Below are 26,515 nucleotides of genomic sequence, written 5' to 3'. Positions count from 1 at the left end.
CTTAACTTTAATGAATAGGTTTTATACAAACTAAAACAGTATTAGTCCCATAGGGATCAGTATCATCATGTATAATCCCAGCCTTAATGCCAATGACCTTAACAATATGAAAATAGCGACTCATCAATTGAAGTAAATAATCTAAATTATATTCAACTAAGTGACAGGAATTGACTGGAATATGACCATAACTGTTTTGTGGTGTACTTAAAATTAACATGCCGCCTGGTTTGATGATACGCAGTAACTCTTTAAGACAAGCGTCTTCTGGCACATGTTCTAATGTTTCAAAACAAGTAACACCATCATAACTATTATCATCAAATGACATATTAGTTATGTCTTCGACAAAAAAATCTACGTTTTTTTGCGCAGAATGCTGCCTAGCAAACGCGATACTTTCAGCATCTAAATCTGCTCCATGCACTAAGGAAATTGAGGAGGACATCATGCGAACACCATAGCCATCAGCACATGCAATATCCAAAACCTTCATGTTTTTTTTAAGATATTTAAGCGCTATTTGATAGTGATAACCGAATCTGTCACCACTAGCAATTCTATGACTATTGACTTCTTGACGTGGAATTTCATAGATGGGTTGCGTTAATTGCCTACATTCCTTTAAATATTCATCAGAATATTGAGGCAAGACACTCAAATACTCAAAGTTATAATCATAACGATTCAGTTCAAAATATGCTTTAGGATGGACGTGAAATTTGGCTAGCTCATGAGTATTCAAAATATTGACAAGTTCTCTAAGAGCACCTACACGAAATACTTCAGAGCTAAAATGAACAGGAAAGTCAGCAGGTAGCTTTATGCAATCTAGTCTTTTTTGTTGCGCGATAGCTAACATTTGCTGGCTAAGATTAGAATCAAAACAGAAATGGATGCCGTCCACACGAACAATGTAATCATCCTCAGAAAGCTCTACTGATGCCGCAATCATACGTTTAAGTGGGCTTTCATCAAATCCGTAGAATGAAGTCAAACGCTTGTCGGCAATAACTTCCACAACGTTATTCAATTCACCATCACGATCGAATTCTGGTGCGACAAGTGATACTTGAGCATCAGGGAATGCAGCTAATGCATCCTTAATGGTTCTAACAACGGCAATTTCACCATTAACTAGCCCCATGCAAATATCCCTTCCCCCCGCCCAAGAACGAGAGCTAGCTTGGATCAATATTTTAATATTATTCATAGGTATCCCTAAAAACTTTTTCTAGACTTTCTTTGCAAAAAGAACGACTTCACGTCCCATACCAACGGAAGCAAGCGCCTGATAAAACCGCCTCTTAACCTTGTTATTACCAGAGAGCAGCATCTGAGTATCGAATCTCATCCGCTTTTTATGGCAAGCACGTCCAAGCTCAGAAGAATCAACATAATTATCCCCCATCAGTAAAAACATATCGATGGGAAAAGTAGTCTCCTGCATCACTACCTCAAATCCTTCAGAGACAAGCAAATTTCCTAAGGTCTCAAAATTAAAATAATTTAGATGATGCGGTGGAGCAACCCACCATGGACGATATCCTTCATAAGTTCTCAACGTTTCTTGAAAAGGGTTGTAGTCATTAGGAACAACTACACACAGTATACCACCTTGTACTAAAGACTCTCGAAAAAGTGATACCATTTCTCTTGGATTCGGGATGTGTTCAAGAACGGCATTAGCATGAATTGCATCAAATTTTCCTAGAGCTGTTGCGGTGTCATGATTAAAGAAATTCTCAACGACTTCTGCACCTAAACCCCTTGCGTGCTCGCATGCTTGAGCGGATGGCTCAACCCCCACCGATTTCCACCCCCGTTTCTGGCCATAACTCACAAAATAACCAGGGCCAGAACCTACATCTAATATACGTCGAGCAGTAGTAGGTAAAAACTCTTCAAAAGTATCATAGCGATCGGAATACACTGTATTCCACCACGTTTTATCCTCTTCTTTTTCTTGAAGAAATAGAGGTTTATCTAAAGTATAGTATTCATGCCTGTAGATTTTTTCAAGTTCATCTAAGGTTGGGAGAGGATGGATGTGTTTAAATCCACACATTTGACATTCAATTACCTGGAAACCATTAATCTCGTCAACGAGATGCCCCATATGTTGTTCAGATGTTTTGTGATGCATCTCTATTCCTCTAATGGATAATGTCAGTAAGTTGGCGTTTTAAAGGAAAGCAAATTTTAAGCCAATTAATATTACGTTGTAACAACCTACTGATAACTGCTAAGATTTTAGTCATTGATGAGTAGCTTGGGATACATTATATGCATTTAAATTTTTTAAACTCAGCTATCTCATTTTGCCATTTAACAATTAAGGTGTAACCGAAAATGCCAAAAGGTCAATCCGTCGCACTATATACAGTGTTCCATTTAAACTTGGCCTTTTCCTCTATCGAAATTGAACAACATCCGAATGTAATCGAACGATGTTATTGGCCATTATTAAAACTAGCTCAAAACGGCATTCCCCTTGGGATAGAGATGACAGCCTACACTCTTGAAGCTGTTCTGCAGGTAGACCCCTCATGGATTAACGAATTTAAGCAGTTAATTCAACAAGGAATGTGTGAGATCATCGCCAGCGGTGATAGCCAAATTATAGGGCCTTTAGTTCCTGCAAAAGTCAATCAGGCTAATCTCCGTCTCGGTCAGGATACCTATCAAAACTTGCTTGGTGTGCGTCCTAAAATTGCATATATTAATGAGCAGGCTGTTTCCGCAGGTCTATTGGATGTCTACATTGACCAAGGTTTTGAAGCCGTAGTGGTAGAGTGGGACAATCCTTACTCCCATAATTCAAACTGGCCTAACACATTGTTAGACCGACCGCAGAGTTTAAAAGCGACGAGTGGTAGAACCATTAAAGTAATATGGAACCATGCAATTGCTTTCCAAAAATTTCAACGCTATGTTCATGGCGAATTAACTCTCGAAGATTATCTGAACTATCTCGTTAAAATATTGAAACCCGGAATGCTAGCCTTTCCTGTTTATGGCAGTGACGCCGAAGTCTTTGATTTTCGTCCTGGCCGCTATCAGACTGAAGCAGACCAAGTTGAGGGGGAATGGCAGCGGATTGCCATCCTTTTCAATACTCTTGCAGAGATGAATAAGTATCGTTGGCAGTTACCTGAGCAAATTCTTAAGTTTTGGCAAGAATCGGATGCCTTAACACTCACTAATGCTGAGCATCCTGTATCGGTAAAAAAACAAGCAAAATATAATATAAGCCGCTGGGGATTAAGTGGCCGCAATGACCTGAAACTCAATAGCCAATGCTTTGCTAAATTGACTAAGCTTGAGCAAAATCCCCAATCAACAGAACAAGACTGGCGTTCACTTTGCCGTATGTGGGCTAGCGATCTACGTACCCACCTCACTGCAAAACGATATCAATTATTGAATTTAGAGTCTGTTACCGTAAATCGGCCGTTTTTTGAGCCATGGAAAAACCATCCAGATATTCAGATTGATTACGATGCAGAAAGACGTCGTTTGCATATTCGTACCCCTAAGGTACACCTAAGCCTAAATGGTAACCGTGGGTTGGCTATGGATAAATTAGCCTTTAAGTCCCACGACTTTGAACCTGTCCTTGGTACCTTATCCCACGGTTACTTCGACCATATTAGTTATGGTGCTGATTTCTACTCTAATCATTTGTTGATGGAACGATTTCGTGCACGTGATCGTGTCACCGATCTCAATCGAGTGAATTATGAATTAGGCTGTGCAGAGGGCCATTTAGTGATTTATTGCCGTCAATCATTAAAAAGTGGCGTCATCATAAAATGGTATCGTATCGAGGATGAAACCCTACACACAGGATTCTTCTTTGAGGAAAAGCACCGTCCTGAAGCCTCGGTTAGGCTCGGATTTATAACACTCCTCCGTTGTGATAATAGAGCTTGGTATCAGACAAATCTGGGCGGAGAGTTGGAGGAGTTCTTCCAAATTCATACAGATATGGATCAAGGAACTCCAGTTTCCTCCATCGTTTCAGCAACAAGTGCAATAGGTGCAACCTCAGGGACAATTTGTTTTGGCAGCAGTGAATTAGGTATCAAGCTCACTTGGGATCCTGCCAAATGTGCGGCACTTCCTATGATTTCGAGTAAAAAAATCGACAATAAATATCTCAACAGATTGTGGTTTTCATTAGTCGAAGCAGATGAAACCTTAAAGGAAGGCGGCGACTTGCTCGATTTCACCTATCGCATATCACCGGAACGTGTACACCTATGACTAAAATACTTGCAATTATCGGTGCTCGGCTTAACTCAAGTCGCCTTGCAGGTAAACATTTATTGCCATTGGCATGCGACGCTGAAGGGAATACCGCTCCCCTTATCAGCCATATTTTGACTCGACTCAAAGTATGTAAAACCATCGATACTATTGAGCTTGCCACTACCGCCGATGAATTCAATCAGCCTCTTATTGATTGGGCGAGGACACAACATTTGCCCTGCACCCCCTTTGGTGGGGACGTTAATGATTTAATGGGCAGGCTCGATGTCATTATTAAGCGGCAACAACCGGATTTTATTGTTTATATTTGTGGAGACTGCCCACTCATAGACCCCGATTTTATTGAGCATGCACTTAAAGCCTTAATAGCCTCTGATAAAGACACGATTGCACTCAAATCAGAAGTGACCTCACTCCACGAAGGTATGTCTTTTTATGCGGTGGCCGGCTGGAATAAGCTTATGGCAGTCAGCAACTGCGCAATGTCGAGAGAACATGTCGGCTATGGTAACAAACTGAATCCTGTATTAACGGTACTCTCCATTGATGACAGCGATGATTATGGGCAAGTAAATCATAGAATTTCTGTAGACACTCAAGCTGACTATCGATTTATGGTCGAAATCTACCGTCGCTGGTATAACACTTCTTCTATTGACAGTATTGTTAGTCTAAGTTGGGTACAGGAACAATTACTTAAAGATAAAGCGCTAGTCGCAATCAATGCCCATGTAAAACAAAAGGTTGCAGAACGAAGTTATGCAAAAGCTAGCATTTATTGCCATTTAGGGCCCAATATTGGTTTAGGCCATTTTAAACGTTCAGAATTAATTGCCGATGCATTGCAGGAACAACTTGGGATTGGAACAAGTATTCATACCTATAATGAAACAACTAAAAGAATCAATTCAAGTTCGAAAGTGATATGGTATGAAAATCAACAGGACTTACTTTGCGCCCTTAGTGAAGACCAAAGTCAATTCGTCATACTCGATTTTCACCCTGACTATATCAATCTGGCTAAATTTTCTAACGCGTTGACCCTATTAACCCAACGTGGGGTAAAACGGGTTGGGATTGATAAAATGGCACCATTACTTGAGGGGCTCGATTGGCTGTTTGTTCCTAGTTTTAATCGTCCAGCCCATCATCCAAAAATCTCCGCGGGTTGGAGTAACTATCTCTTTAATGCCTTGCCAGAAGTTAATAAAAAACCTCAAATTTTAGTTCTCACTGGTGGCAGTGACGCCCTAGGGTACGGCCAAACTTTACCCAAATTATTGGATTCAATCGAAACCGATTGGCCAATTATTTGGGTGCAAGGACCACTCGCCACAACTCCAAAGCTGAGTGAAAACTCAAATATTATTGTGAAACAAGATCCTAGTAATCTTAAATCCCTCATAGCAGAAACTGAGATCATTTTAAGCTGCTATGGATTATCACTTTTTGAATCAATTTATGGAAAGGCGGCAACGATACTGTTGCCACCTAAACACCTTTGCGAAGAAGACGAACTCAATGCACTGAAAGCAGCGCATTGTTGCCTTGTGAGCAACACATTGCATGAAGCGAGTAACTTGCTGCTGCAACTTCTTTCCGACCTAACATTAAGGCAAGCACTCCAAAATGAAGCAACTAGAGTTTTCAAGTCTCATCAAGGAATAAATGCGTTAATGGATGGTATCGAAAAGCTGTTGAAATGAAGAGTTCAAATGGTCATCTAACTGCAGATAAACTTTCGCACAATGCAGTGATAACACACTGCTGTTCAGAAGCAGTCATTATAGGATAAAGGGGTAAAGTCAATATCCGCTGATAGAAGGATTCTGCATGGGGAAAATCTCCCTCATTAAAACCTAGATTGAGGTAATAGGGTTGGAGATGTACAGGAAAATAATGAACATTAACTAGAATCCCTTTTAAGCGCATGTATTCAAAACACTCACGTCGTTGCCGCATATCTTCCAATTGGATGATGTATAGATGACGAGCACTTAAGCTGTTATCCAGCGGAGCCACAAAACGAATATTCTCACCACTCAGAGCATTATCGTAAACTTTCGCAAGTTCATTACGCGTTACAACGAATTCATCCAATCTTGCTAATTGCGATAATCCTAAAGCAGCTTGTAAATCTGTCATGCGATAATTAAATCCCAAAACTTGCTGCTCATAATACCAAGCACCTTCTTGGGGGCGCATCATATCAGCCATATTCCGAGTGATCCCATGACTTCGATATAACTGCATCTTATACGCAAGTTCCGAGTTATTTGTCAGCGCCATGCCACCTTCCGCGCTAGTGATCACTTTTACGGGATGGAAACTGAAAATGGTAATGTCACTGTAATAACCACTGCCAATTCTATGTCCATGCAAGTTCCCACCAATAGCATGGGAAGCATCCTCAATCACTTTGAATTGATACTGTTTAGCAAGCCTAGCAATGGATTCCATATCACAGCAATGGCCACAAAGATGCACTGGTATAACAACTTTTGGCATAGTACCTGTTAGAGCAGCCTGTGCCAATTTAAGTGCCAATGCCTGAGGGCACATATTTCCACTGTAGGGGTCGACATCAACAAAATCTATCTTAGCACCGCAATAAAGCGCACAATTTGCCGAAGCCACAAAAGTAATGGGGGAAGTCCATACTATATCTTTTGGCCCAACACCTAGAGCAAGACATGCAATATGTAGAGCAGAAGTTGCACTATTTACAGCTACGCCATAGCGAGCTGAACAATAGGAAGCAACTGCTGACTCAAATGCAGGTACCTTTGGACCTTGAGTTAAATAATCAGATTGAAGTACTTCAACCACAGCATCAATATCAGCTTGATTGATGTCTTGTCGTCCATAGGGAATCATTAAACGGCATCCAGTTTGAGGATTTCATCCTGAGTCAAAAAATGAGGGTTAGTGCCAGAGTTATATTCAAACCCCATAGATACTGCTTGCCCCTTTTCTCCTAAAGCATTTGTACAAAAATCCGTTTCACGGCCAAAAAAACGAATACTTGGAGTAATAACAAAATGGTCGTCAAATTCTATGGTGTGGTGTGAATCATCCCCTGGACACATTACCTCATGCATTTTTTCCCCTGGACGAATTCCTACAATTTTTTGTTCTAAACTCGGTCCATAGGCTGCAGCAAGATCGGTAATACGAATAGAAGGAATTTTTGGCACGAAGATCTCCCCCCCTTGCATACGGGAAAAATTCTTTAGCACAAAATCGACACCATCTTGAAGGGTGATCCAAAATCGCGTCATATCTGGATGAGTAATAGGTAATGAACTAGCTCCATTTGCAATTAATTGCTTAAAAAAAGGAACAACCGATCCTCGCGAACCCACGACGTTACCGTAGCGGACTGCAGCGAATCGTGTTTTACCATCTCCGACGACGTTGTTTGCAGCAACAAACAGCTTATCTGACGCTAACTTTGTCGCGCCATAGAGATTAATCGGGCTTGCCGCTTTATCAGTTGATAGTGCAATAACCTTGACAACATTATTACTGATTGCAGCCCGAATGACATTTTCAGCCCCATGGATGTTAGTTTTAATACACTCCATAGGATTATATTCTGCCGCAGGTACCTGCTTAAGTGCGGCAGCGTGGATTACAAAATCCACATCTTTAAATGCTTGTTTGAGACGGTCACCATCACGCACATCACCAATGAAATAACGCATACAAGGGGCATTAAAGACCTGCTGCATCTCATATTGCTTTAGTTCATCACGAGAGAAAATGATCAAGCGTTTTGGCTTATATCGTTCAAGAATGGTTTTGGTGTATTTTTGTCCAAATGACCCTGTGCCACCAGTAATCAAAATTGTTTTATTATCAAACATAGAGTTCCCCACTCAAGATTGTTAGCTTCAATTAACTACTTGCGACACTTATGATTAAATACATCAGTACGGTAACCATACAAGATTCTTGCCAACTCTGTGCATAAACACATGTTGACAACATGGTGTAACCAATGAAGTCTATTATAGGCAACTATATATAATATATGTAGTTTTTCATAGTTCAATTGCGATTAGGGTAACATTTGTCCGCTTTTCATTTTCGACTAGAGTTACATGAACTGCGTCAATTAACCGTTGGTATAGAGATTGCTTGCAAGCATCGCGATGACATAGTCTCATGTAGTTATAACCACTAGCTTCAATTGCTCATTAGGGTAAGAATTCCATGCAATTACAATCTAACATTTTGAATAATTTTGCTATTAGTCGCTTTAATGAGTACTACTTACCCAGTGTCAATCGCAATACATTCGAGGGAATCGACTCAAGAACCTTCTACGATAGGAAATTTGGAACACTTTTCAACCAAAAAGATAAGTTAAACATAATTATCGGTATGGACTCAGGTCTGCTGGCTAACTATATACTTGAACTAAAAGAAGGTATTCCAGATGGTAGTAAATTTGTTTTTATTGAATTATCTACTATTTTACCTTTATTACTCATTGATATTCCTAGTAAGTTGAGAAGTAAACTCGTTATCATTGATGAATCTGGCTTAGATGAACTATTTAAGCAAGATGATATCAAACTCTTCATTGCAAAAGGTGAATACTGGTTAATTCCTTCATCTTCTGTATCCTCTCGTCATATTGATGATTACAACACATTACTAAACACTGTTGAATCTAGATTACAGAATGAATATTTTGACAACAGCGTTAACTTTACACAAAAAATATTTGTAAGAAGTCAATTAGAAAACATTGCAGATAATCATACGCAAGCAAAAGAACTTAGAAATACACATAGAGAAATGACTTGCATTGTTATCGCGGGTGGTCCATCACTTGATGACGCCATTCAATGGATAAAGGAAAATCAAAATAGTTTATATGTAATCGCTGTATCAAGGATAGCAGGAAAGCTTGCAAGGTTTGGTATAAATGTTGATATTGTTGTCTGTGTAGACCCTCAAGATTTTAGCTTTGATGTCAGTAGAGGTATGTTTGAATTAAACGAGGAGTCACTACTTGTACACTCATATCACGTCAATCCTAAAGTATTATCTCAATGGCAAGGTGATTGTTATTATATGGGGCAACGTTTTCCTTGGAATAATGATAAAGACTTTGACAACATACCGACTGTCGGACCAACAGTCACGAATAGTGCAGTACGTTTGGCTATAGAAATGGGATTCAAGCAGGTCTTGTTAAGTGGCGTGGATTTTTGTTATTCAAAATCTGGATATAGTCACGCCAGCGGTACAGTTGAAGCAAGTTTGGGGCCGAGTTTAGGGCACGATACATTATGGGTAAGCACTTATGCCGGTTACCAAGCAGAGACCTTAATCCAACTTAAGCAAGCAATGGAGTCACTTGAAAATGAAGCAAAAACCTACCCTCATGTTGATATAATCAATTTATCATCAAATGCAGCATGTATTGAGGGAATTACCCATCAACCCACAAAAGAAATAACACTTCCCCCTCTAGAGAAAAGCAAACTACTATCGGATAGTCAATTTAACACTATAAAAGAAAATGACCTAAACAAAGCTTATTTTGAGTGTAAAAAAATTAGAAATGAACTTATCAAGTTACAGTATTTAATCACTGAGGCAAAAAAACTCGCGTCAAAACTTAACTTAGACTCAAAAAAATCATCAAGCACTCTTGAAAAAATAGATAAAATTGAGTTAAAAATAAACAAAAAATATAAAAATCTATCTCAGCTAATCAAGTTTTATGGTTACTTCGAATTCTCTAAATTCTTAACAACTCGAGAGGTAGAAAGCTGGATGCAACCGCAAATAAACCAAATGACAGAAAGATACTATGAGGCATTTTTGTCTAGCTGTGATCAAGTTTTTAAACTAGTAGAAAGTGCTTGTAACAAACTGCAAGATAGAATAAACGAGCTGAAAACTACTCCATTTAATACATTAGCAGAGCAATGGAAAAGAGATAATCAACCAGGAAGGTGCTTTATATGGAAAAGGATGCATCCTGACTATTCATTCTCAGCAGATGAAAAATTACTTTGGACGAAACTAAATAATCTATACCAGCTTAGCTTAACTCAAGTGAGACAAGTCTATGTTGAAGCACTTAATACAGGCTCCGCAATGGAGCACGTTTATACTAAAATATTGCGATTGAACAAATCGAAAAGTCATCAAGGCTTAGCATTATTAACTCATAACCTTATGCCTTTAACCGAAAAAGATCCAGAAGCTAAGCGGCTATACCATCTTGCATTATCGTTTCAACTTTGTCTTGAACAGCAACCTCAACAAGCATTAGATGCATTGCTTGCATTACCCGAAGAACTCTGTACGGAAATGGAGTTAAAGCATATTATTTTACTTGCACTGAAATTAAGTAAACTTGAGCTTGCGGAAGATACCCTTGTCAAAATTTTGACCCACAGTGACGAGTACATGCCGCAGTATGCGCATATCCTTAAGCTCCGGGGAAAAATCCAAGAGTCAGTCAACGTCTATCTAGACTACTTAGAAAAATATCCTTCAGATACGCAGACTTGGATAAAACTTGGTTTATTCATGGTTGAGCTAGGTCAAGCGGAGGGAGCACACACCGCGTTTTCAAATGCCTTAAAAGCTGCTCCTGATAATCAGGTGGCGCAGCATTATGTGGCCGAACTAACCCGTATCATCACTGAAGCTCAATAGACTATGGTACCGAGCGGCAATATCTCCGCTCGGTGGTTTTATTATTAGCACTTCACATCTTATAATGAGCCCGTTTCAATTTTCCCATTTCCTAGGAGACCTTTTTTGGCTCATACCTATATACCTTTAGATAACTATCGCCGAAAGTGGATTTTTAACCACAAGGACTTGCCTGTAAGCGATGATGACAAGACTGGCATTCTGCCGCTGACGGACAAAAGCGCCATGCTGATTTGGAATCAGTGGATTAGCAATAAAAGTAGCCGTGCCGAGCAGTTTACTAAAGGGGATTGGGCCGCTAAAGCCAACGCATGGGTCAAAACGGATCATTGGCAGAGTGCGTGGGACAGTGAAGATAATAGCCTACCCGAAATGTTGGCCGAGTTTATCCAGTGGCCAGACGATACTCAGGTCTATTTTTGCTACGAAAAATATCAAGTGATTGAGACTCGTTGGGATGTCTTTGTCCGCAACTGGAAGTGCTTTCTGTTTTTCGATGATGGCCCAATTCTGATCTCCCCTAAGCAAAAACAAGCGGTGATGTTTGAACAAAATGGCCAATATAAATTAGGTGTTCGTGGCTAACCACATCTGCCAATAAGTCGAATGGCTCAAACCAATAATTCCGACTTTTTACTTTTTTAAGCTGTCCCTCAAAAGAAAGCAGCCCAACTTGATTTACCTCCTAAGCGATAGCTTGTACAGATTAGGCTATCGCTCCCCTTTGGTTTCGATTAGTATCGCTTGGCAATCAACAGATTAATCCGTCATTCCGCACCTAATTTTCGATTTAAAAAAACTTGACGGCGATCGGCCATTCTGATCTATTACTACTTTTTGCAGGTAGATCATTATGGCCACTCCCGCTATCGCTATTCGTAACCTCGACCACCTTGGTTTGGTCGCTGCACTCTGCCAAGAACTCGGCATTGCTCGCATGATTGATGCGGTGCTCCCCAAAACGCCGCCCTACAAAGTTTCACATGGTGAAGCCTTGGTGGCGATGATTCTGAATGGTCTTGGCTTTCATAGCTCCACCTTGCACATGTTCCCGCAATTCTTTGCCAACAAGCCTGTAGAGCGTCTGATTGGCCCTGGGATCTGTGCCGATGACCTAAATGATGACGTGCTCGGCCGCTGCCTTGATGCCCTCTTTGAGGCCGATGTCAGCACGCTTTATCAGGTGATGGCGGAACAGGTCGTCGAGCGATTGGAGCTCAAAAGTACCGCAGTACACCTCGATATCACCAGTTTCCACGTCGATGGTGCCTATGACCAAGTCGATGGCGAACAGCTCGGTAAGTTGCAATTGGTACGGGGCTACAGCCGCGACCACCGGCCAGAGCTAAACCAGGTTATCCTGGAACTTATCTGCGAAAATCAAGCCGGCCTGCCCATTTATATGCAAGCCTTGAGTGGCAATAGTAATGATACCAAGGCCTTTGCCCAGACCGTACGGCGCCACTTGAGCAGTCTCAAGGCCGCGCAGGAGAGTCGTTATCTGGTCGGCGATGCGGCGCTGTATTGCACCGACACCTTGCAACTACTGGCACAACAGCAACAGTTGTTCGTGACTCGTGTGCCTGTCACCCTCAATGAGGCCAAGCGAGCCGTGGCAACCATTGGCACCCAGTCGCTGGTTGCGCTGGGCAATGGCTATCATGGCTGTTGGCAAAGCGCCAATTATGCCGACGTCGCGCAGCGTTGGTTGCTGGTGCGCAGCGAACAGGCTAGCCACCGTGAGCAGCAAACATTAGCCAAAAACCTACTGAAAGACAGCACGCGTGAGCTGAAAGCCTTTGGCAAATTATGTGCTCAGCGTTTTGCCTGCGAGGCCGATGCGCAGGCTGAATTAGCCCGTTTTGCAGCCAACTTAAATCTGCTGCAACTGGAAGCAGAGGTCGTGAGTGAACCTCTCTATGCTGGGCGCGGAAGGCCGCAAAAGGGTGAAGTGCCGGTGAGCTACCAATTTCACATCAAGGGGTTAGCCGCAAGTAGCTTGGCGCGGGTAGCAGAGGCACGCAACCAGACTGGGGTGTTCATCCTCGCGACCAATGATCACAGTGAAACGCTCACCATGGCTGAGCTGTTGGCAATCTATAAAGCCCAGCAGAACGTCGAGCGTGGGTTTCGCTTTCTGAAAAGTCCCGAATTTTTAACCTCGTCGTTGTATCTTAAAAAACCAGAACGTATCGAAGCATTACTGATGGTGATGACCTGTAGCCTGATGATTTATGCGGCGCTGGAGCACCGTATCCGGCAGGGCTTAGTAGAGCAGAATCGCAGTGTGGCGGACATGAAAAAGAAACCCACGCAAAAACCAACTGCGCGCTGGATCTTTTTACGCTTTGGCGGGGTACACGAGTACCAGTTAGGAGAGGCGCCACCTCAGGTCACGGGGCTAACGGCCGACCAGCAGATCATTCTCGACGTGTTAGGTGAACGCTATCGGCAAATTTATTCCTAAATCAGGTGCGGAATGTCGGATTAATCTTCGTTTGAGCCGTCAATCCCATGGATACGCTCAGCGACCATAACTAAAAAAATATGAGGTGTATGATGAAGTTACTCTCAACCTTAACGCTCACTACCGCTTTGCTTTTTCCGCTATTCACCCAAGCTAATGAAGTCTCTGGTATCCAAGTTGCCGACAGCATCACGCTCAACGCTCAGGCGCTACAATTGAATGGCGTTGGTGTTCGCAGCAAGTTCTTCATGGATTTGTATGTGGGTAGCCTGTATGTCCCCACCCCGAGCAAAACCATGACCGAGGTGATCAATGCCCCGGTTGCGGCGATTCGCCTCAATATTACGTCAGGAATGATTACTTCCGAGAAAATGCGTGATGCGATAACCGAAGGTTTTGAGCACGCGACCGCCGATAATACGACCGACATTCAGCCACAAATTGACGCCTTTATGGCGCTATTTAAGGATGAAATCAAAGAAGGCGACCAATTCACCTTGGTCGCCAACAAAAGCCGTGGCGTTACCGCCTATAAAAATGGCCAAGAACAAGCCACGATTGAAGGGGAAATGTTCCGCCAAGCCTTACTTAAAATTTGGCTAGGGGAAAAACCAGCCCAGAAGAGCCTCAAAGAGGCCATGCTGGGCCAGTAATTAAAATCGGAACTCGAGATCCAAGGCGGCAGCGCCTTGGTTATCGATGTCGAGCGCCGCTTGATGGGTGACTTCCAATTCACCATTGAAGTAGTAACCCGCGTAAAGATTCAGCGCAATGGCCGGCGTAGCTTGCCAACCGGCACGCAGATAACTCACCCACTCGTTAGTCTCTACCACGGTATCCTTATCGGCGACTAAAAATCGCTCGGTGCGACGTGAATTACCAAAGCCAACATTCCATGCAGGGCTCACTTGATAACTCAGCTCCAAACCCGCAGGGCCACTAAATCCCGCTTGGGATGGGTTCGCTAACCGCCAACGATCATTAATCTGCCAACTCACCGCCAGATAAGGCATAGTGCGTACTTCATCAATATCGTTTAAATACGCAACGCCAAAACCGAGCATATTGCCCGACTCGAAGGCATACATGGCCGACGCAACCACACCATAACTCTGCGCATGGCTCGCCGATGCGGTATCGGCATAGGCATATTGAAGTTGTGGCGACAACATAAAGGACCAATGCTTATCCATCCGATAGCTAAGGGATAGGCCCGCGCGATAACGGTCGATATTTTCCCAGGTTTCACCCGCATCACTAAACAGGCCAGCGGCGTTATTCGCCCCCGTTAAACGGATATTGCGCCAATCGTAATCAAGCCTATCGTAACCGACACGCATTCCAATAGACCACTGTTTATCTAGGGGAATATTGACGCTGGCGTTGAGTAATAAGCTGTCCCGCTGCAACTCTGTATCGCCATTGGCAACCGATGCACTCTGGGTACTAATCTGCGATACGCTCAGCTTAAATGGTTTATATTGCGCTGGTTGACGCGCCTCAGCCGCGGACACGGCATAACTTAAAAAAGGCGTTAATCCCAATCCTATATACATTAGGCTGGGCTTTATGCTGACTCGAGAATCAAGTGATTTAGTCACGCCTGCTCCTTGCGTTACTGTTAAGTCATTTGTTGCGGATAATACGCTCGATTTCAAACAAAAGTAAACTCTTTTCGAAGAAGATACAAACTGATACCAACCGCTTAATGTTGTTACACTCGGTAGGCTTTTAAGAACATCTCGGCACAACCCCGAATATACTGCTCACGCTCCCCCAATAAGCTCTCCGTCTCCAGTCCCAGCTCTAACCTGAGTTTCAACTCACCAAACAACATTAAACACAAACGTACCGCGCAGTGATGCGGTTGTGAAAAGCGATACACTCCAAGCGCTTCAACCGCCCCTAAATATTTTGTCAGCATCGCAAGCATATGCTGTGGCCCCGCCTCAAAAAACAACCTTGAAACTTCAGGGTGGCTCTCAGATTGCGCCACACAGGCTTTAAATACGGTAATCGCCTCAGGGCTAACGATCATTTCGCCAAATTGCAGCGCAAATTCGGTGAGGGTCGCTTCGGGTTGGCTTGGGTCACTGAGTAAGTCGGCATTTAAGTTATGGCCAACGCATTTGGATTCAATCGCCGCCACAAACAAATCATCTTTACTGCCGTAGTGGGAGTACACCGTTTGTTTGGACACGCCCGCCTGTTTCGCCACTTCATCCATGCTGGTGTGGGGAAATCCTTGGCGACAAAACAAATCAATGGCCGCCACCAGCACTTGCTGTTTCTTTTGTTCACTGCGGCTCATCGGGATATTGGAGGACAGAGTCATATCTTCACTCAAGGTAGCAACATAATTAATTCGTGTTAGTTAAGCACAAAATAGACTAGACAGTCTAGTTCCGCACAACTAGACTAGCAAGTCTAGTTACATAAACTTAACCTCAAGGTTACATGGAAGGATTTAAATGGACCTAGCTGCCCGACGTTTTTGGCGTGCATTTTACGTTTGCGTGATTGCCGTCTCCACCTTAACGGCCTGTCAAAAGGAAGTGACAGAACATGCCAATGCTGCGCAATTGCAAACTGTGACGACGGCACCACTGCGCTTGTCGACTAGCTATCAAAGTGAGCAAGTATTCACTGGCACGATCCGCGCGGGTAATACCACGGGCGTAGGCTTCGAATTATCGGGTAAGCTCAGCGAGTTAACTGTCGATAGCGGCGCTAGGGTGACGCAAGGGCAAGTATTGGCTACGCTCGATACCCGCTTGCTCGATGCCGAACATCAGGAGATCCAAGCAAGTCTGGCGCAAACCCAAGCCGATGTCGACCTTGCCACCAGCACCCTCAACCGTAATCTTGAGCTTAAAAAATCGGGTTATGTCTCAGAGCAGTTACTCGACGAGAACCGTACACAACTGGCGAGTCTCGAAGCTGCCAAAAAACGATTATTGGCCTCGCAGCGGGCAAACCAACTAAAACGCGATAAATCACAGCTACTTGCGCCCTTCGACGGCATAATCAGCCAACGACAACACAATCTAGGGGAAGTGGTCGCCGCAGGCAGCCCAGTGTTTACCTTAGTCGGCAGTGTGAATACCGAAGCCTATATCGGTGTTCCGGTCGCGGTCGCTCAGCAATTCGTCAATGGGCAGAATGTGACTGTGAGCGTGCATAATCAGCAATTTACCGCCAAGATCGCCGGGATCAGTGCCGAGGTAAACCCCATTAGTCGCACCCTGCAGCTAAGGATCAGCCTGCCGGAACATGCCAATGTGATCAACGGTGAAATCGCCTATTTGCATCAACAACAAACCGTCGAGCAAGCGGGCTATTGGGTGCCTGTATCGGCACTTATCGATGGGATCCGCGGCCGCTGGAATATCTATGTAACCACGCCGCCTTCACAATCAACAACCGATAGCATTTCAACTCAAATAGAGCGTCGCGATGTCGATATCCTCTACACCACCCAAGATATGGCCTACATCCAAGGCGCCATTAAGGCCGACGAACAGTATGTGACCCAAGGCTTACATAAGTTAGTGGTGGGCCAAGCCGTTTCTTCCATCGCGTCGACGAGGTAATCATGATTAAAGCCTTCGTCGAAAATGGTCGCTTAGTCAGCCTAGTGATCGCCCTACTGCTGGTCGCGGGATTTGGCGCAATGTCCAGTTTGCCACGCACCGAAGATCCACACATCACCAACCGATTTGCGTCTGTCATCACCCCTTATCCCGGCGCCTCAGCCGAGCGGGTCGAGGCGCTTGTCACCGAAGTATTAGAAAATCAATTACGTCGCCTTGAGGAAATTAAGCTTATTCAATCCACCTCAAGACCCGGTATTTCGGTGATCCAGTTGGAGCTTAAAGATACCGTCACTGACACAGATCCTGTCTGGTCTAGGGCGCGGGATCTATTAGCCGATGCCAGAAACACCCTCCCCGATGGCATACAGACACCGACCTTAGACGATCAAGTCGGCTACGCCTACACCGCTATTTTAAGCCTAGTGTGGAACGATAGCAGTCAACCGCGGGTGGATATGCTCAACCGTTACGCCAAGGAATTACAGAGCAGGCTCAGACTCTTATCCGGTACCGACTTCGTTAAACTCTACGGCGCGCCCGAGGAGGAAATCCTGGTCCAGCTCGATGGCTATAAGATGAGCCAGTTGCAATTAACGCCGGGAACCATAGCGAAAATCTTAAGCAGCGCCGACAGTAAAATTGCCGCGGGCGAGATCAATAACAATCACTTTCGCGCCCTCGTCGAAGTCTCGGGTGAGCTCGATTCCCAGAGCCGTATTCGCCAAGTGCCACTCAAAGTGGATGCGCAGGGACAAATTATTCGTTTAGGGGATATAGCCCACATCAGCCGTCAACCTAAAACCCCCGCTGACAGCATCGCCCTAGTCGATGGCGAACAAGGCGTGTTTGTTGCAGCGCGCATGCTCAACAATACCCGCGTCGATATCTGGCAAGGGCAAGTCAAACAGCTGGTCGATGAGTTCAATCAGGAGCTGCCGGCCAATATCAAAGTGCAATGGCTGTTTGAGCAAAACAGCTACACCAGCGAACGTCTCGGCGGATTGATCGTCAACCTATTACAAGGGTTTGTGATTATTCTGGCGGTCTTACTGCTGACCTTAGGCTTAAGAAACGCGATTATCGTTGCGCTGTCACTCCCCCTGACCACCCTCTTCACCTTGGCCTGTATGAAATATATCGGCCTACCCATTCATCAAATGTCGGTCACAGGCCTAGTCGTCGCCCTTGGGATCATGGTGGACAATGCCATTGTGACCGTCGATGCCATCGCCCAGCGTCGCCAACAGGGGATGAGTCGCTTAAGCGCGGTAAGTGAGACCTTACATCACCTCTGGCTACCCTTGGCCGGATCAACCATTACTACCATTTTAGCCTTCGCCCCTATCGTGCTGATGCCGGGCGCTGCGGGGGAATTTGTTGGTGGCATAGCAATGTCGGTGATGTTTGCCCTGCTGGGTTCCTATGTGATTTCCCATACTTTGATCGCAGGCCTTGCGGGACGCTTTAGCCTCGAAGGTAAACATCCTGTCTGGTACCAACATGGCATCAATGTGCCTTTAGTAAGTGGTTACTTTCAGGCAAGCCTAAGATTTGCGCTTAATCGCCCGCTACTGAGTGCTACGTTTATTGGGATAATTCCCCTGCTAGGGTTTTATGCTTCCGGCAAAATGACTGAGCAGTTTTTTCCGCCGTCGGATCGGGATATGTTCCAAATTGAGCTGTATCTCGCGCCCCATGTCAGCCTCGAAAACACCTTAAACCAAGTGCAGTTGATGGATAAGCAATTGCATCAAATCGAGGGCATCACCCAAGTCGATTGGGTTGTGGGTGGCAATACGCCTTCGTTTTATTACAACCTAACTCAGCGCCAACAGGGAGCCACCAATTATGCTCAGGCCATGGTGAAAGCCAGTGACTTTGAGCGCGCTAACGCCCTCATACCTGAGCTGCAGCAAACCTTAGATAAGGCCTTTCCCGAAGCACAGGTGTTAGTGCGTAAACTTGAGCAAGGCCCGCCCTTTAATGCGCCAGTCGAGTTAATGATATTTGGCCCTAACCTTGAAACCTTACGCTCACTCGGCGATGAAGTGCGCAATATCCTAGCCGCCACGCCCGATGTACTTCATACCCGCGCAACTCTAAGCGCTGGCGCTCCTAAGGTGTGGCTACAAGTGAATGAAAATGCGAGTTTGATCAGTGGATTAACCCTGACGGATATCGCCAGACAAGTTCAAATGGCGACTACGGGCGTTATCGGCGGTAGTGTGCTCGAACAGACCGAGTCTTTGCCGATTCGAGTGCGTTTGGGCGACACCAGTCGCGAGCAAGCCAGTCGCCTCTCAGAAATTCAGCTTGTGACCCCCTCAGGCACAGCCGTGCCTTTGTCAGCGCTGTCCCACAATGAGGTGCAAGTCAGTCGCGGGGCGATCCCTAGGCGTAATGGTCAACGCGTCAACACGATTGAAGCCTATATCGTCAGCGGCGTATTGCCCGCTCAAGTATTAAACGATGTGAAAGCTAAAGTCGCGGCGATTTCGCTCCCTGCGGGTTATCGAATTGAAATCGGTGGTGAAAGCGCTAAACGTAATGAGGCGGTCGGCAATCTGCTCTCCAATCTGATTTTGGTCGTTACCCTGCTGCTGGCCACTGTCGTCTTGTCCTTTAACTCCTTTAGGCTTACAGCGATTATTTTACTGAGCGCATTACAGTCGGCGGGGCTTGGGTTACTTGCGGTGTATGTGTTTGGTTATCCCTTTGGCTTTCCAGTCATCATCGCCCTACTCGGCCTAATGGGGCTTGCGATCAACGCGGCGATTGTGATTTTGGCCGAGCTGGAAGATACCGACAATGCCCGAGCGGGTGATAAAGAGGTGATCATCACCACGGTCAGCAGCTGCGGTCGTCATATCAGTTCGACCACTATCACCACGGTCGGCGGGTTTATTCCGCTGATTATTGCAGGTGGTGGCTTCTGGCCTCCCTTTGCCATCGCAATTGCCGGCGGGACGTTACTCACGACGTTGCTGTCGCTCGTCTGGGTGCCAACCATGTATCTGTTGCTGATGAAAACGCGCCGCACGGCTCCAACACCAGCGTTATCGTCTCAAATCGCATCATGAACAAGGTATTGATATAACTTATCTTTAAGATGGAGTCGTTCTAATTTTAAGGCAACAAAGTGCTCATCATCGGTGGGCACTTTGGTTAATTCAAGGGCGCGGATTTTATGGTCTAGCTCATGGTAGCGCTCCGCCATAGTGGCAAAAACGGTATTGCTCGTTTTAAGCTTTTGAATATTTTCGACAAAATCTGGGAACTCATAAACCAATGCGTGATTTTCGCCTAGCATAGTGTCACTCCTTGTTTCTGGTATCGACTCAATCGCAGTAAACCATAGGGATACTTCCGTTTAGTCCCTCAACGCTCGCCTTACGCCACTCTTCCTACCACTCAAATGTATATTCCTATCGACTAAAATAGAGACTGGTCTACACTGGTATCTGTGAGCGAACTATTTATAAATAATAGAAAATCTTAGACCCATATCAAGACCACGACGTAAAAGTTCGGTTACATTAGCGTTAACCTTTACCCTATAGGATCGTACAATGAACTATAAAAATTGGCCTATTGCGAAACAGATTGGTGCCCTCGCTTTTATCCTTACCCTGATCATTTTCTGCATACTGAGTACCCTCTCCTACAAATCCGCGTCAAACGTGCTCGAAGATAAAGGCATCAGTGCCATGAAAGCCGAGATGCACGCCGTCTCCGACATGCTGGAACTGCAATACGATAGCTTGCTGCAACTAGCAAGACGCAATGCCGATGTCTTTAAGGAAATGTACCCCGGCCAATTTAGTCGCCCAGATAAAACCGTGAATGTACTCGGCGTCAGCACACCTGCGTTACTACATGAAAAAGAACAAATTAACTCGTCAAAGAGTAAAGTTGACCGCTTTGCCAACCTCACAGGCGGAACCGCCACTGTGTTTGTGCGCGATGGGGATGACTTTGTCCGGATTGCGACCTCGTTAAAAAAGGCCGATGGTAGCCGAGCCCTCGGTACCTTCCTCGGTAAAACCCATCCCGGTTATCCAACACTTATCAAAGGTGAAGTTTACGAAGGCTACGCCAAACTCTTCGGTAAAGACTACATGACAGTCTATCGCCCAATTAAAGATGCCCAAGGGCAAGTGATTGGGATCTTATATATCGGCTTTGAAATCACTCAATCCCTCACACAGTTACAAGCCGCGGTGAATAAAATCACCCTAGAAGAAACCGGTAGCTTCCTGCTGATGCGCAAAGCCGACAATGTGTTGGTCGCCAATCCCAAATTTAATGCGGGCGAGCCAGTAACTGAGTCCATGCTCGATGGATTAACCCTTAGCCAAGCCACACAGGATCAATCGGAGTTTCGCTACACTAACAGTAAAAACCAACCTATGTTTGCCTACACCCAAACGGTAAATGGGTGGAATTGGATGTTGATTGGTCAAGTGAATGCAAACGAATTAAATGAAGAGAGCCTACTGCTACTCACCATCAACGCCATAGTGGCGGTCACAGGTATTGTGCTTATTACCGTACTGCTATCCTTTGTGCTAATCCGCTCACTCAAGCCTTTGCATGCGCTGCAGCGCCATATGGAAATCCTCGGCACGGGGGACTTTAGTCATCCGCTTCCACCATCGGCCTACGATAGTCAAAACGAGGTCGACAAGATCACCACCAGCGTGTCGACCATGTCATCGGAATTGCGACAATTAATCAGTGCACTGCAAGCCTCAGTGCAAAGCATTGAACAACAAGCCTCCAAAGCACAGCGGATTGCTAAGCAAAACGGTGAAGAAGCCCAGGCATTGATGCAACAAACGGATCAAATCGCCACCGCGATTGAAGAAATGTCCACCTCCATCCGCGATGTCGCCAACCACGCTCAAGATGGTGCGAACCAGAGCCAACAAGTGGATCTCGCTGCCAAAGAAGGCCAACAGCAACAAACCCAAGTGGTGCAGGATCTGTTGAAACTAAGCCAACAACTCAGTAGTAGCCATCAGGCCGTCGAAAAAGTCAGCCAAGAGAGTGAGGCTATCAGTAAAGTCACCGAGGTGATTAACAGCATTGCCGAACAAACCAACCTGCTCGCACTCAACGCGGCCATTGAAGCGGCCCGCGCAGGGGAACAGGGCCGAGGCTTTGCCGTGGTCGCCGATGAGGTGCGAACCTTAGCCCAGCGGACACAATCCTCCATTCTGGAAATTTCGCAAACCATTGATAAGCTACAATCTCAAGTGAAAACGACCACCAGCCAAATGGCGCAGAGCCACCAGCTGGGTATCGCCTCGGCGAATCAAGGGGAAGAAACCGGCAAGCAGCTGGAGGAAATCACCCGCAGAATTGGCGAACTGGCGATTAGCTCACGCAATATTGCTTCGGCGACTGAGCAGCAAAGCAGCGTTGCCCAAGAGATCACTCATAATCTGCACCAGATAAGCGAACTGGCGAATGAAGGTGAGCACAGAGCAGCCGAAACAGTAAACTCGGCGAATGATCTATCCTCCCTCGCCGTCGCGCTTAAACAACAAATCAGCCAATTTAAGGCCTAAATCAAATCATTGCTTTACTAAGATACCGCCCACTTGGGCGGTATTTTTTTACTTTTCAACTTAAGTTACATCTATTCAATTAAGTCGACATTGCTAAATCCATGCAGCAAAACTGCAAGGTAAACCACGCTAAACGCCTATCGCGTTAGTGCTACTTCATGCTCGAGCAACGTGCTGGCTTTGGCTTTGGCTTTGGCTTTGGCTTTGGCTTTGGCTTTGGCTTTGGCTTTGGCTTTGGCTTTGGCAATTGAGCATAAGCTTTCAGATAAGCTTGAACTAACGCTTTAATAAGCTGTGGGGTTTATCGAGACTGTGCGGCTAAAACAAATTGAGCCCTGTTTCTTATGGAACCCCGCTGCTAACTTCTTGCTTGTTGCTTGTTGCTTGTTGCTTGTTGTGGCACAACATATTTCAGCAAATCAAGTCACCTTAGCGAATCCCTTAAACTTAATAACGTGGTAATAAAAAACCCCGCAGTTGCGGGGTTTTAAAGGGTTCAGCTATAGGAGGTTAGCTATTACTCAGCGTCATCGCTTGAGCGGTCCATGTTCTCCGTGTTTTCAAGCCACAGGGCGTTGATCACACCAAAAGAACAGGCTAACAAAACCCCTAATATCCACGTGAAATACCACATAGTAGATGCTCCTTAATTCTAATAGAGTGAGGCTTTGTTATCTTCAATATGTTTGCGGTTTAAGCGGCCAAACATCTTGAAGTAAGTCCATACAGTGTAACTTAACACGATTGGAACGAAGATAATCGCCGCCCAAGTCATTACAGTTAATGTCATTTCACTCGCAGTCGCATCCCACATGGTTAAGCTCACGTTAGGATCTAATGAAGATGGCATAACGAATGGGAACATTGCTGCACCACAAGTTAAGATCACCATAGCCACTGTCAGCGAGCTAAATAAGAACGCAAAACCTGAACGATTTAAGCGGCTCACTAGGATAACCAGCAGTGGTAATGCCACACCTAATACTGGGAACAGCATAGTAATAGGATACTTATCATAGTTGGCTAACCAAGCGCCAGACTCAACCGCAACGGTTTTCAGCGTTGGGTTAGACAGTGCATGGTGGTCAAGGGTTGAAGTGATAACATAACCATCAATACCATTGGCTAACCACACACCCGCAGCGGCAAATAATACTGCCACTAACAGTGCACATAGCTGAGTCGCATTCGCGGCACGTACACGCAGCTCACCGTCGGTCTTCATTTGTAACCAAGCAGCGCCTTGCATCATAAACATGCTCACGCTCACTAAGCCTGCCAGTAAACCGAATGGGTTCAACAGGCCAAATAAACCACCGTGATAAGTCGCACGCAGGAACTCATCGAAATTGAATGGCACACCTTGGAGTAAGTTACCGAAGGCCACACCGATGATCAGCGGTGGAATAAAGCCACCACAGAACAACGCCCAGTCCCACGACTTACGCCATTTTGGATTTTCAATCTTAGAGCGATAGTCAAATCCTACAGGACGAGTGTACAAGGCAAACAGTACTAACATCATGGCCACATAGAAGCCAGAGAAAGACACTGCATACACCATAGGCCATGCAGCAAACAAGGCACCACCTGCGGTGATTAACCATACTTGGTTACCGTCCCAATGGGGAGCAATGGTGTTGACCATAATACGACGCTCAGTATCGTCTTTACCGATAATCGGTAAAAGTGCACCCACGCCCATGTCAAAACCGTCAGTGACCGCAAATCCGATGAACAGTACGCCGATCAGAGCCCACCAGATAACTCTCAATATTTCATAATCAAACATAATGAAATCCTCTGCTTAGGCTTCTAGTTTCTCGAAGTGATAACGACCAGTCTTTAAACTGCTAGGGCCAAGACGGGCAAACTTAAGCATCAAGAATATCTCGATCACCAGCAGCACAGTGTAGAACAGTGAAATCGAAATAATACTGAACCACAGATCCCCAGTCGTTAAACTCGAAGCAGACATAAAGGTCGGCAGCACCTCAGAGATGGTCCAAGGTTGACGGCCATATTCCGCCACAAACCAACCACACTCGATCGCAATCCAAGGTAATGGCAAGCTAAAGAGTGCTGCTTTAAGTACCCATTTCTTCTCTTCGATCTGATGACGTGTGCTTTGCCAGAAGGCTGCAGCGAACACAAACAACATCACAAAGCCTAAGCCAACCATCACACGGAAGCTCCAGAAAATCGGTGCCACATTCGGGATAGAATCCTTCGCTGCCGCTTTGATTTGCTCTTCTGTCGCATCTACAACATTGTCGGTGTAACGCTTCAGCAGTAAGCCGTAACCTAAGTCAACTTTCGCCGCTTCGAACGCGTCACGTAACTCTGGAGACTTATCACCAGCGCGCAGTTTCACCAGCATCTCGTAAGCTTTCATACCGTTGCGGATACGTACTTCGTGTTCAGCCACTAAGTCACGTAGGCCTGTTACTTCTTCATCTAAAGAACGTGTTGCTACGATACCCATAGCGTAAGGGATCTTAACCGCGAAATCGGTGTGCATGGTTTCTTGATTTGGGAAACCAACTGCAGTAAAGGCTGCAGGAGCAGGTTCTGTATGCCACTCAGCTTCAATTGCCGCTAACTTAACGCGCTGCGCTTCACCCACTTTATAGCCTGATTCGTCACCCAGAACGATAACAGACAGGATAGACGCCATACCGAAGCTGGCTGCAATCGCAAATGAACGACGTGCAAAAGGTAAGTCACGTTTCTTCAGAATGTAGTAAGAGCTGATCGCTAATACGAACATTGCGCCAGTCACATAGCCAGAAGCCACAGTGTGAACAAACTTCACCTGTGCAACAGGGTTGAAGATAACATCAGCGAAGCTGGTCATTTCCATACGCATGGTTTCGTAATTGAATACGCTACCCACAGGGTTTTGCATCCAACCGTTTGCCACCAGAATCCATAATGCGGAGAAGTTGGAACCAAAGGCTACCAACCAGGTTGTCGCTAAGTGTTGACGCTTAGAGAAACGATCCCAACCGAAGAAGAACATACCCACGAAGGTCGATTCTAAGAAGAACGCCATTAATCCTTCAATGGCCAGTGGTGCACCAAAGATGTCACCCACATAGTGCGAATAATAAGACCAGTTAGTACCAAACTGGAATTCCATCGCTAAACCCGTTGAAACACCCAAGGCAAAGTTGATACCAAACAACTTACCCCAGAACTTAGTCATATCTTTATAAATTTGTTTATCAGTCATCACATAGAGTGATTCCATGATAGCCAGCAAAAATGCCAACCCCAAGGTTAAGGGAACAAACAGGAAGTGATACATGGCTGTCAGCGCAAACTGCAACCGTGATAGCTCAACAACCTCTTCAACAATCATCGGTGACTCCTTACGTGGTGCGTCCAATTGCTACGACTACTTGAGCCATTCGTAGCAAGTGCCTTTGTAGGATAGTGAGTTTTCATTTTGTGTTTATAGCTGAATTCAGTATAAACCGTTAAATTTCATCTTTTTCATTACATCGAAGCAGCAAGGCTTAAAAATCCCCTTTTCCCTCGCATACTGAGACCCTAGTCACACTATCGCTCGGCTTTGAGACTTTCACCTCACCACCCAATCCTACAAATGATCCCATCGATATAAATATCAGATAGTTAAGATATTTAATCGCTTTCATTTGTGAGTATTTTATACCACCCGCCTTTGATTCAAATCAATCAAACTCAGGGCTTTAGATGGGTTTTGCAACGGGGCACACACTTCACTTTTACCCACTGTTGACAGAGTCATAATTATGGGGTAGAGAACACGCCAAGCTAAACTAAAAAGTTAGTTTTTACCAACTTGAGCAAAAATCTAATGGATAAGCAGCAAAAATCACCAAAAACAAATTAAAAACAATATTTACACTAATAAAACATTACCAATA

The 26,515-nt window shown here is 45.0% G+C and carries 19 protein-coding genes; 9 read left to right on the top strand and 10 right to left on the bottom strand.

The annotated features are described in order from the left end of the window. Window positions 1-7: 7 nt before the first annotated feature. On the bottom strand, window positions 8-1,213 hold the full coding sequence (locus tag N5E87_RS06450) for a class I SAM-dependent methyltransferase (protein WP_218558470.1): 1,206 nt from the start codon (window positions 1,211-1,213) through the stop codon (window positions 8-10). A 21-nt stretch (window positions 1,214-1,234) separates the two neighbouring features. Next, window positions 1,235-2,146, bottom strand: a complete 912-nt coding sequence (locus N5E87_RS06445) for a class I SAM-dependent methyltransferase (RefSeq protein WP_086904954.1) — start codon at window positions 2,144-2,146, stop codon at window positions 1,235-1,237. 206 nt (window positions 2,147-2,352) lie between these two features. Between N5E87_RS06445 and N5E87_RS06440 the strand changes: the two genes are divergently transcribed. Both N5E87_RS06440 and N5E87_RS06435 read left to right on the top strand, forming a co-directional pair. Further along, the gene (locus N5E87_RS06440) at window positions 2,353-4,269 is read left to right on the top strand and encodes a glycoside hydrolase (protein WP_218558471.1); all 1,917 of its coding nucleotides are present in this window, start codon (window positions 2,353-2,355) and stop codon (window positions 4,267-4,269) included. Next, entirely contained in the window at window positions 4,266-5,981 is a 1,716-nt protein-coding gene (locus N5E87_RS06435; protein ID WP_086904900.1) for an acylneuraminate cytidylyltransferase, read from the top strand. Before N5E87_RS06440 ends, N5E87_RS06435 begins: the two co-directional genes overlap by 4 nt. Before the next feature lie 13 nt (window positions 5,982-5,994). On the opposite strand, the gene pseC is transcribed toward N5E87_RS06435, so the two are convergent. Together pseC and pseB are read right to left on the bottom strand one after the other, a co-directional pair. Further along, complete coding sequence (pseC, locus tag N5E87_RS06430) at window positions 5,995-7,152, bottom strand: UDP-4-amino-4,6-dideoxy-N-acetyl-beta-L-altrosamine transaminase (protein WP_218558472.1); 1,158 nt, start codon at window positions 7,150-7,152, stop codon at window positions 5,995-5,997. Further along, complete coding sequence (gene pseB, locus N5E87_RS06425; protein WP_086904946.1) at window positions 7,152-8,144, bottom strand: UDP-N-acetylglucosamine 4,6-dehydratase (inverting); 993 nt, start codon at window positions 8,142-8,144, stop codon at window positions 7,152-7,154. Before pseB ends, pseC begins: the two co-directional genes overlap by 1 nt. Window positions 8,145-8,493: 349 nt before the next feature. On the opposite strand from pseB, the gene N5E87_RS06420 reads away from it, so the two are divergent. The 4 genes from N5E87_RS06420 to N5E87_RS06405 all read left to right on the top strand — a co-directional run bounded on the left by N5E87_RS06420 (window position 8,494) and on the right by N5E87_RS06405 (window position 14,085). Continuing rightward, the gene (locus N5E87_RS06420) at window positions 8,494-10,965 is read left to right on the top strand and encodes a 6-hydroxymethylpterin diphosphokinase MptE-like protein (protein WP_218558473.1); all 2,472 of its coding nucleotides are present in this window, start codon (window positions 8,494-8,496) and stop codon (window positions 10,963-10,965) included. A gap of 105 nt (window positions 10,966-11,070) precedes the next feature. Next, complete coding sequence (locus N5E87_RS06415; RefSeq protein WP_086904643.1) at window positions 11,071-11,550, top strand: DUF2947 domain-containing protein; 480 nt, start codon at window positions 11,071-11,073, stop codon at window positions 11,548-11,550. A 268-nt stretch (window positions 11,551-11,818) separates the two neighbouring features. Then, on the top strand, window positions 11,819-13,432 hold the full coding sequence (locus N5E87_RS06410; protein WP_218558478.1) for an IS1634 family transposase: 1,614 nt from the start codon (window positions 11,819-11,821) through the stop codon (window positions 13,430-13,432). A gap of 92 nt (window positions 13,433-13,524) precedes the next feature. Further along, window positions 13,525-14,085, top strand: a complete 561-nt coding sequence (locus N5E87_RS06405) for a chalcone isomerase family protein (protein ID WP_086904642.1) — start codon at window positions 13,525-13,527, stop codon at window positions 14,083-14,085. Here the strand turns inward: N5E87_RS06405 and N5E87_RS06400 are convergent, their stop codons facing one another. Further along, entirely contained in the window at window positions 14,086-14,988 is a 903-nt protein-coding gene (locus tag N5E87_RS06400; RefSeq protein WP_069455313.1) for a DUF6268 family outer membrane beta-barrel protein, read from the bottom strand. A gap of 158 nt (window positions 14,989-15,146) precedes the next feature. After that, on the bottom strand, window positions 15,147-15,767 hold the full coding sequence (locus N5E87_RS06395; RefSeq protein ID WP_069453261.1) for a TetR/AcrR family transcriptional regulator: 621 nt from the start codon (window positions 15,765-15,767) through the stop codon (window positions 15,147-15,149). 136 nt (window positions 15,768-15,903) lie between these two features. On the opposite strand from N5E87_RS06395, the gene N5E87_RS06390 reads away from it, so the two are divergent. Then, entirely contained in the window at window positions 15,904-17,025 is a 1,122-nt protein-coding gene (locus N5E87_RS06390; RefSeq protein WP_086904640.1) for an efflux RND transporter periplasmic adaptor subunit, read from the top strand. Window positions 17,026-17,027: 2 nt separating this feature from the next. Beyond that, the gene (locus N5E87_RS06385) at window positions 17,028-20,108 is read left to right on the top strand and encodes an efflux RND transporter permease subunit (protein WP_279775175.1); all 3,081 of its coding nucleotides are present in this window, start codon (window positions 17,028-17,030) and stop codon (window positions 20,106-20,108) included. Here N5E87_RS06385 and N5E87_RS06380 read toward each other — a convergent pair. Next, a complete protein-coding gene (locus N5E87_RS06380) occupies window positions 20,093-20,338 on the bottom strand; it encodes a YdcH family protein (RefSeq protein WP_011716370.1) in 246 nt (81 codons plus the stop codon). The genes N5E87_RS06385 and N5E87_RS06380 overlap by 16 nt on opposite strands. Before the next feature lie 259 nt (window positions 20,339-20,597). On the opposite strand from N5E87_RS06380, the gene N5E87_RS06375 reads away from it, so the two are divergent. Continuing rightward, window positions 20,598-22,601: a methyl-accepting chemotaxis protein gene (locus N5E87_RS06375; protein WP_086904637.1), complete on the top strand. Its 2,004-nt coding sequence runs from the start codon at window positions 20,598-20,600 to the stop codon at window positions 22,599-22,601. A gap of 517 nt (window positions 22,602-23,118) precedes the next feature. On the opposite strand, the gene cydX is transcribed toward N5E87_RS06375, so the two are convergent. From cydX to N5E87_RS06360, 3 genes are read right to left on the bottom strand one after another with little or no spacing between them, the layout of a single operon-like run. After that, on the bottom strand, window positions 23,119-23,235 hold the full coding sequence (cydX, locus tag N5E87_RS06370; protein WP_011622029.1) for a cytochrome bd-I oxidase subunit CydX: 117 nt from the start codon (window positions 23,233-23,235) through the stop codon (window positions 23,119-23,121). An 18-nt stretch (window positions 23,236-23,253) separates the two neighbouring features. Then, on the bottom strand, window positions 23,254-24,393 hold the full coding sequence (gene cydB / locus N5E87_RS06365) for a cytochrome d ubiquinol oxidase subunit II (RefSeq protein ID WP_011622028.1): 1,140 nt from the start codon (window positions 24,391-24,393) through the stop codon (window positions 23,254-23,256). 15 nt (window positions 24,394-24,408) lie between these two features. After that, the gene (locus N5E87_RS06360; RefSeq protein WP_011716322.1) at window positions 24,409-25,965 is read right to left on the bottom strand and encodes a cytochrome ubiquinol oxidase subunit I; all 1,557 of its coding nucleotides are present in this window, start codon (window positions 25,963-25,965) and stop codon (window positions 24,409-24,411) included. Between the last annotated feature and the right edge of the window lie 550 nt (window positions 25,966-26,515).

It is taken from the genome of Shewanella sp. GD03713, from assembly GCF_029843705.1.
In the GTDB taxonomy this organism is placed as follows: Bacteria; Pseudomonadota; Gammaproteobacteria; order Enterobacterales; family Shewanellaceae; genus Shewanella.
The sequence above is the reverse complement of the archived record's forward strand: the minus strand, read 5'-3'. Positions and strand labels throughout refer to the sequence as shown.

What these genes read in the sequence shown, in the direction of transcription:
- N5E87_RS06385 (WP_279775175.1), top strand. Translation starts at nt 17,028, where the DNA reads ATGATTAAAGCCTTCGTCGAAAATGGTCGCTTAGTCAGCCTAGTGATC.
- N5E87_RS06405 (WP_086904642.1), top strand. Translation starts at nt 13,525, where the DNA reads ATGAAGTTACTCTCAACCTTAACGCTCACTACCGCTTTGCTTTTTCCG.
- N5E87_RS06400 (WP_069455313.1), bottom strand. Translation starts at nt 14,988, where the DNA reads ATGTATATAGGATTGGGATTAACGCCTTTTTTAAGTTATGCCGTGTCC.
- N5E87_RS06390 (WP_086904640.1), top strand. Translation starts at nt 15,904, where the DNA reads ATGGACCTAGCTGCCCGACGTTTTTGGCGTGCATTTTACGTTTGCGTG.
- N5E87_RS06445 (WP_086904954.1), bottom strand. Translation starts at nt 2,146, where the DNA reads ATGCATCACAAAACATCTGAACAACATATGGGGCATCTCGTTGACGAG.
- pseB (WP_086904946.1), bottom strand. Translation starts at nt 8,144, where the DNA reads ATGTTTGATAATAAAACAATTTTGATTACTGGTGGCACAGGGTCATTT.
- N5E87_RS06360 (WP_011716322.1), bottom strand. Translation starts at nt 25,965, where the DNA reads ATGATTGTTGAAGAGGTTGTTGAGCTATCACGGTTGCAGTTTGCGCTG.
- pseC (WP_218558472.1), bottom strand. Translation starts at nt 7,152, where the DNA reads ATGATTCCCTATGGACGACAAGACATCAATCAAGCTGATATTGATGCT.
- cydB (WP_011622028.1), bottom strand. Translation starts at nt 24,393, where the DNA reads ATGTTTGATTATGAAATATTGAGAGTTATCTGGTGGGCTCTGATCGGC.
- N5E87_RS06410 (WP_218558478.1), top strand. Translation starts at nt 11,819, where the DNA reads ATGGCCACTCCCGCTATCGCTATTCGTAACCTCGACCACCTTGGTTTG.
- N5E87_RS06450 (WP_218558470.1), bottom strand. Translation starts at nt 1,213, where the DNA reads ATGAATAATATTAAAATATTGATCCAAGCTAGCTCTCGTTCTTGGGCG.
- N5E87_RS06420 (WP_218558473.1), top strand. Translation starts at nt 8,494, where the DNA reads ATGCAATTACAATCTAACATTTTGAATAATTTTGCTATTAGTCGCTTT.
- N5E87_RS06395 (WP_069453261.1), bottom strand. Translation starts at nt 15,767, where the DNA reads ATGACTCTGTCCTCCAATATCCCGATGAGCCGCAGTGAACAAAAGAAA.
- N5E87_RS06375 (WP_086904637.1), top strand. Translation starts at nt 20,598, where the DNA reads ATGAACTATAAAAATTGGCCTATTGCGAAACAGATTGGTGCCCTCGCT.
- N5E87_RS06435 (WP_086904900.1), top strand. Translation starts at nt 4,266, where the DNA reads ATGACTAAAATACTTGCAATTATCGGTGCTCGGCTTAACTCAAGTCGC.
- N5E87_RS06380 (WP_011716370.1), bottom strand. Translation starts at nt 20,338, where the DNA reads ATGCTAGGCGAAAATCACGCATTGGTTTATGAGTTCCCAGATTTTGTC.
- N5E87_RS06440 (WP_218558471.1), top strand. Translation starts at nt 2,353, where the DNA reads ATGCCAAAAGGTCAATCCGTCGCACTATATACAGTGTTCCATTTAAAC.
- cydX (WP_011622029.1), bottom strand. Translation starts at nt 23,235, where the DNA reads ATGTGGTATTTCACGTGGATATTAGGGGTTTTGTTAGCCTGTTCTTTT.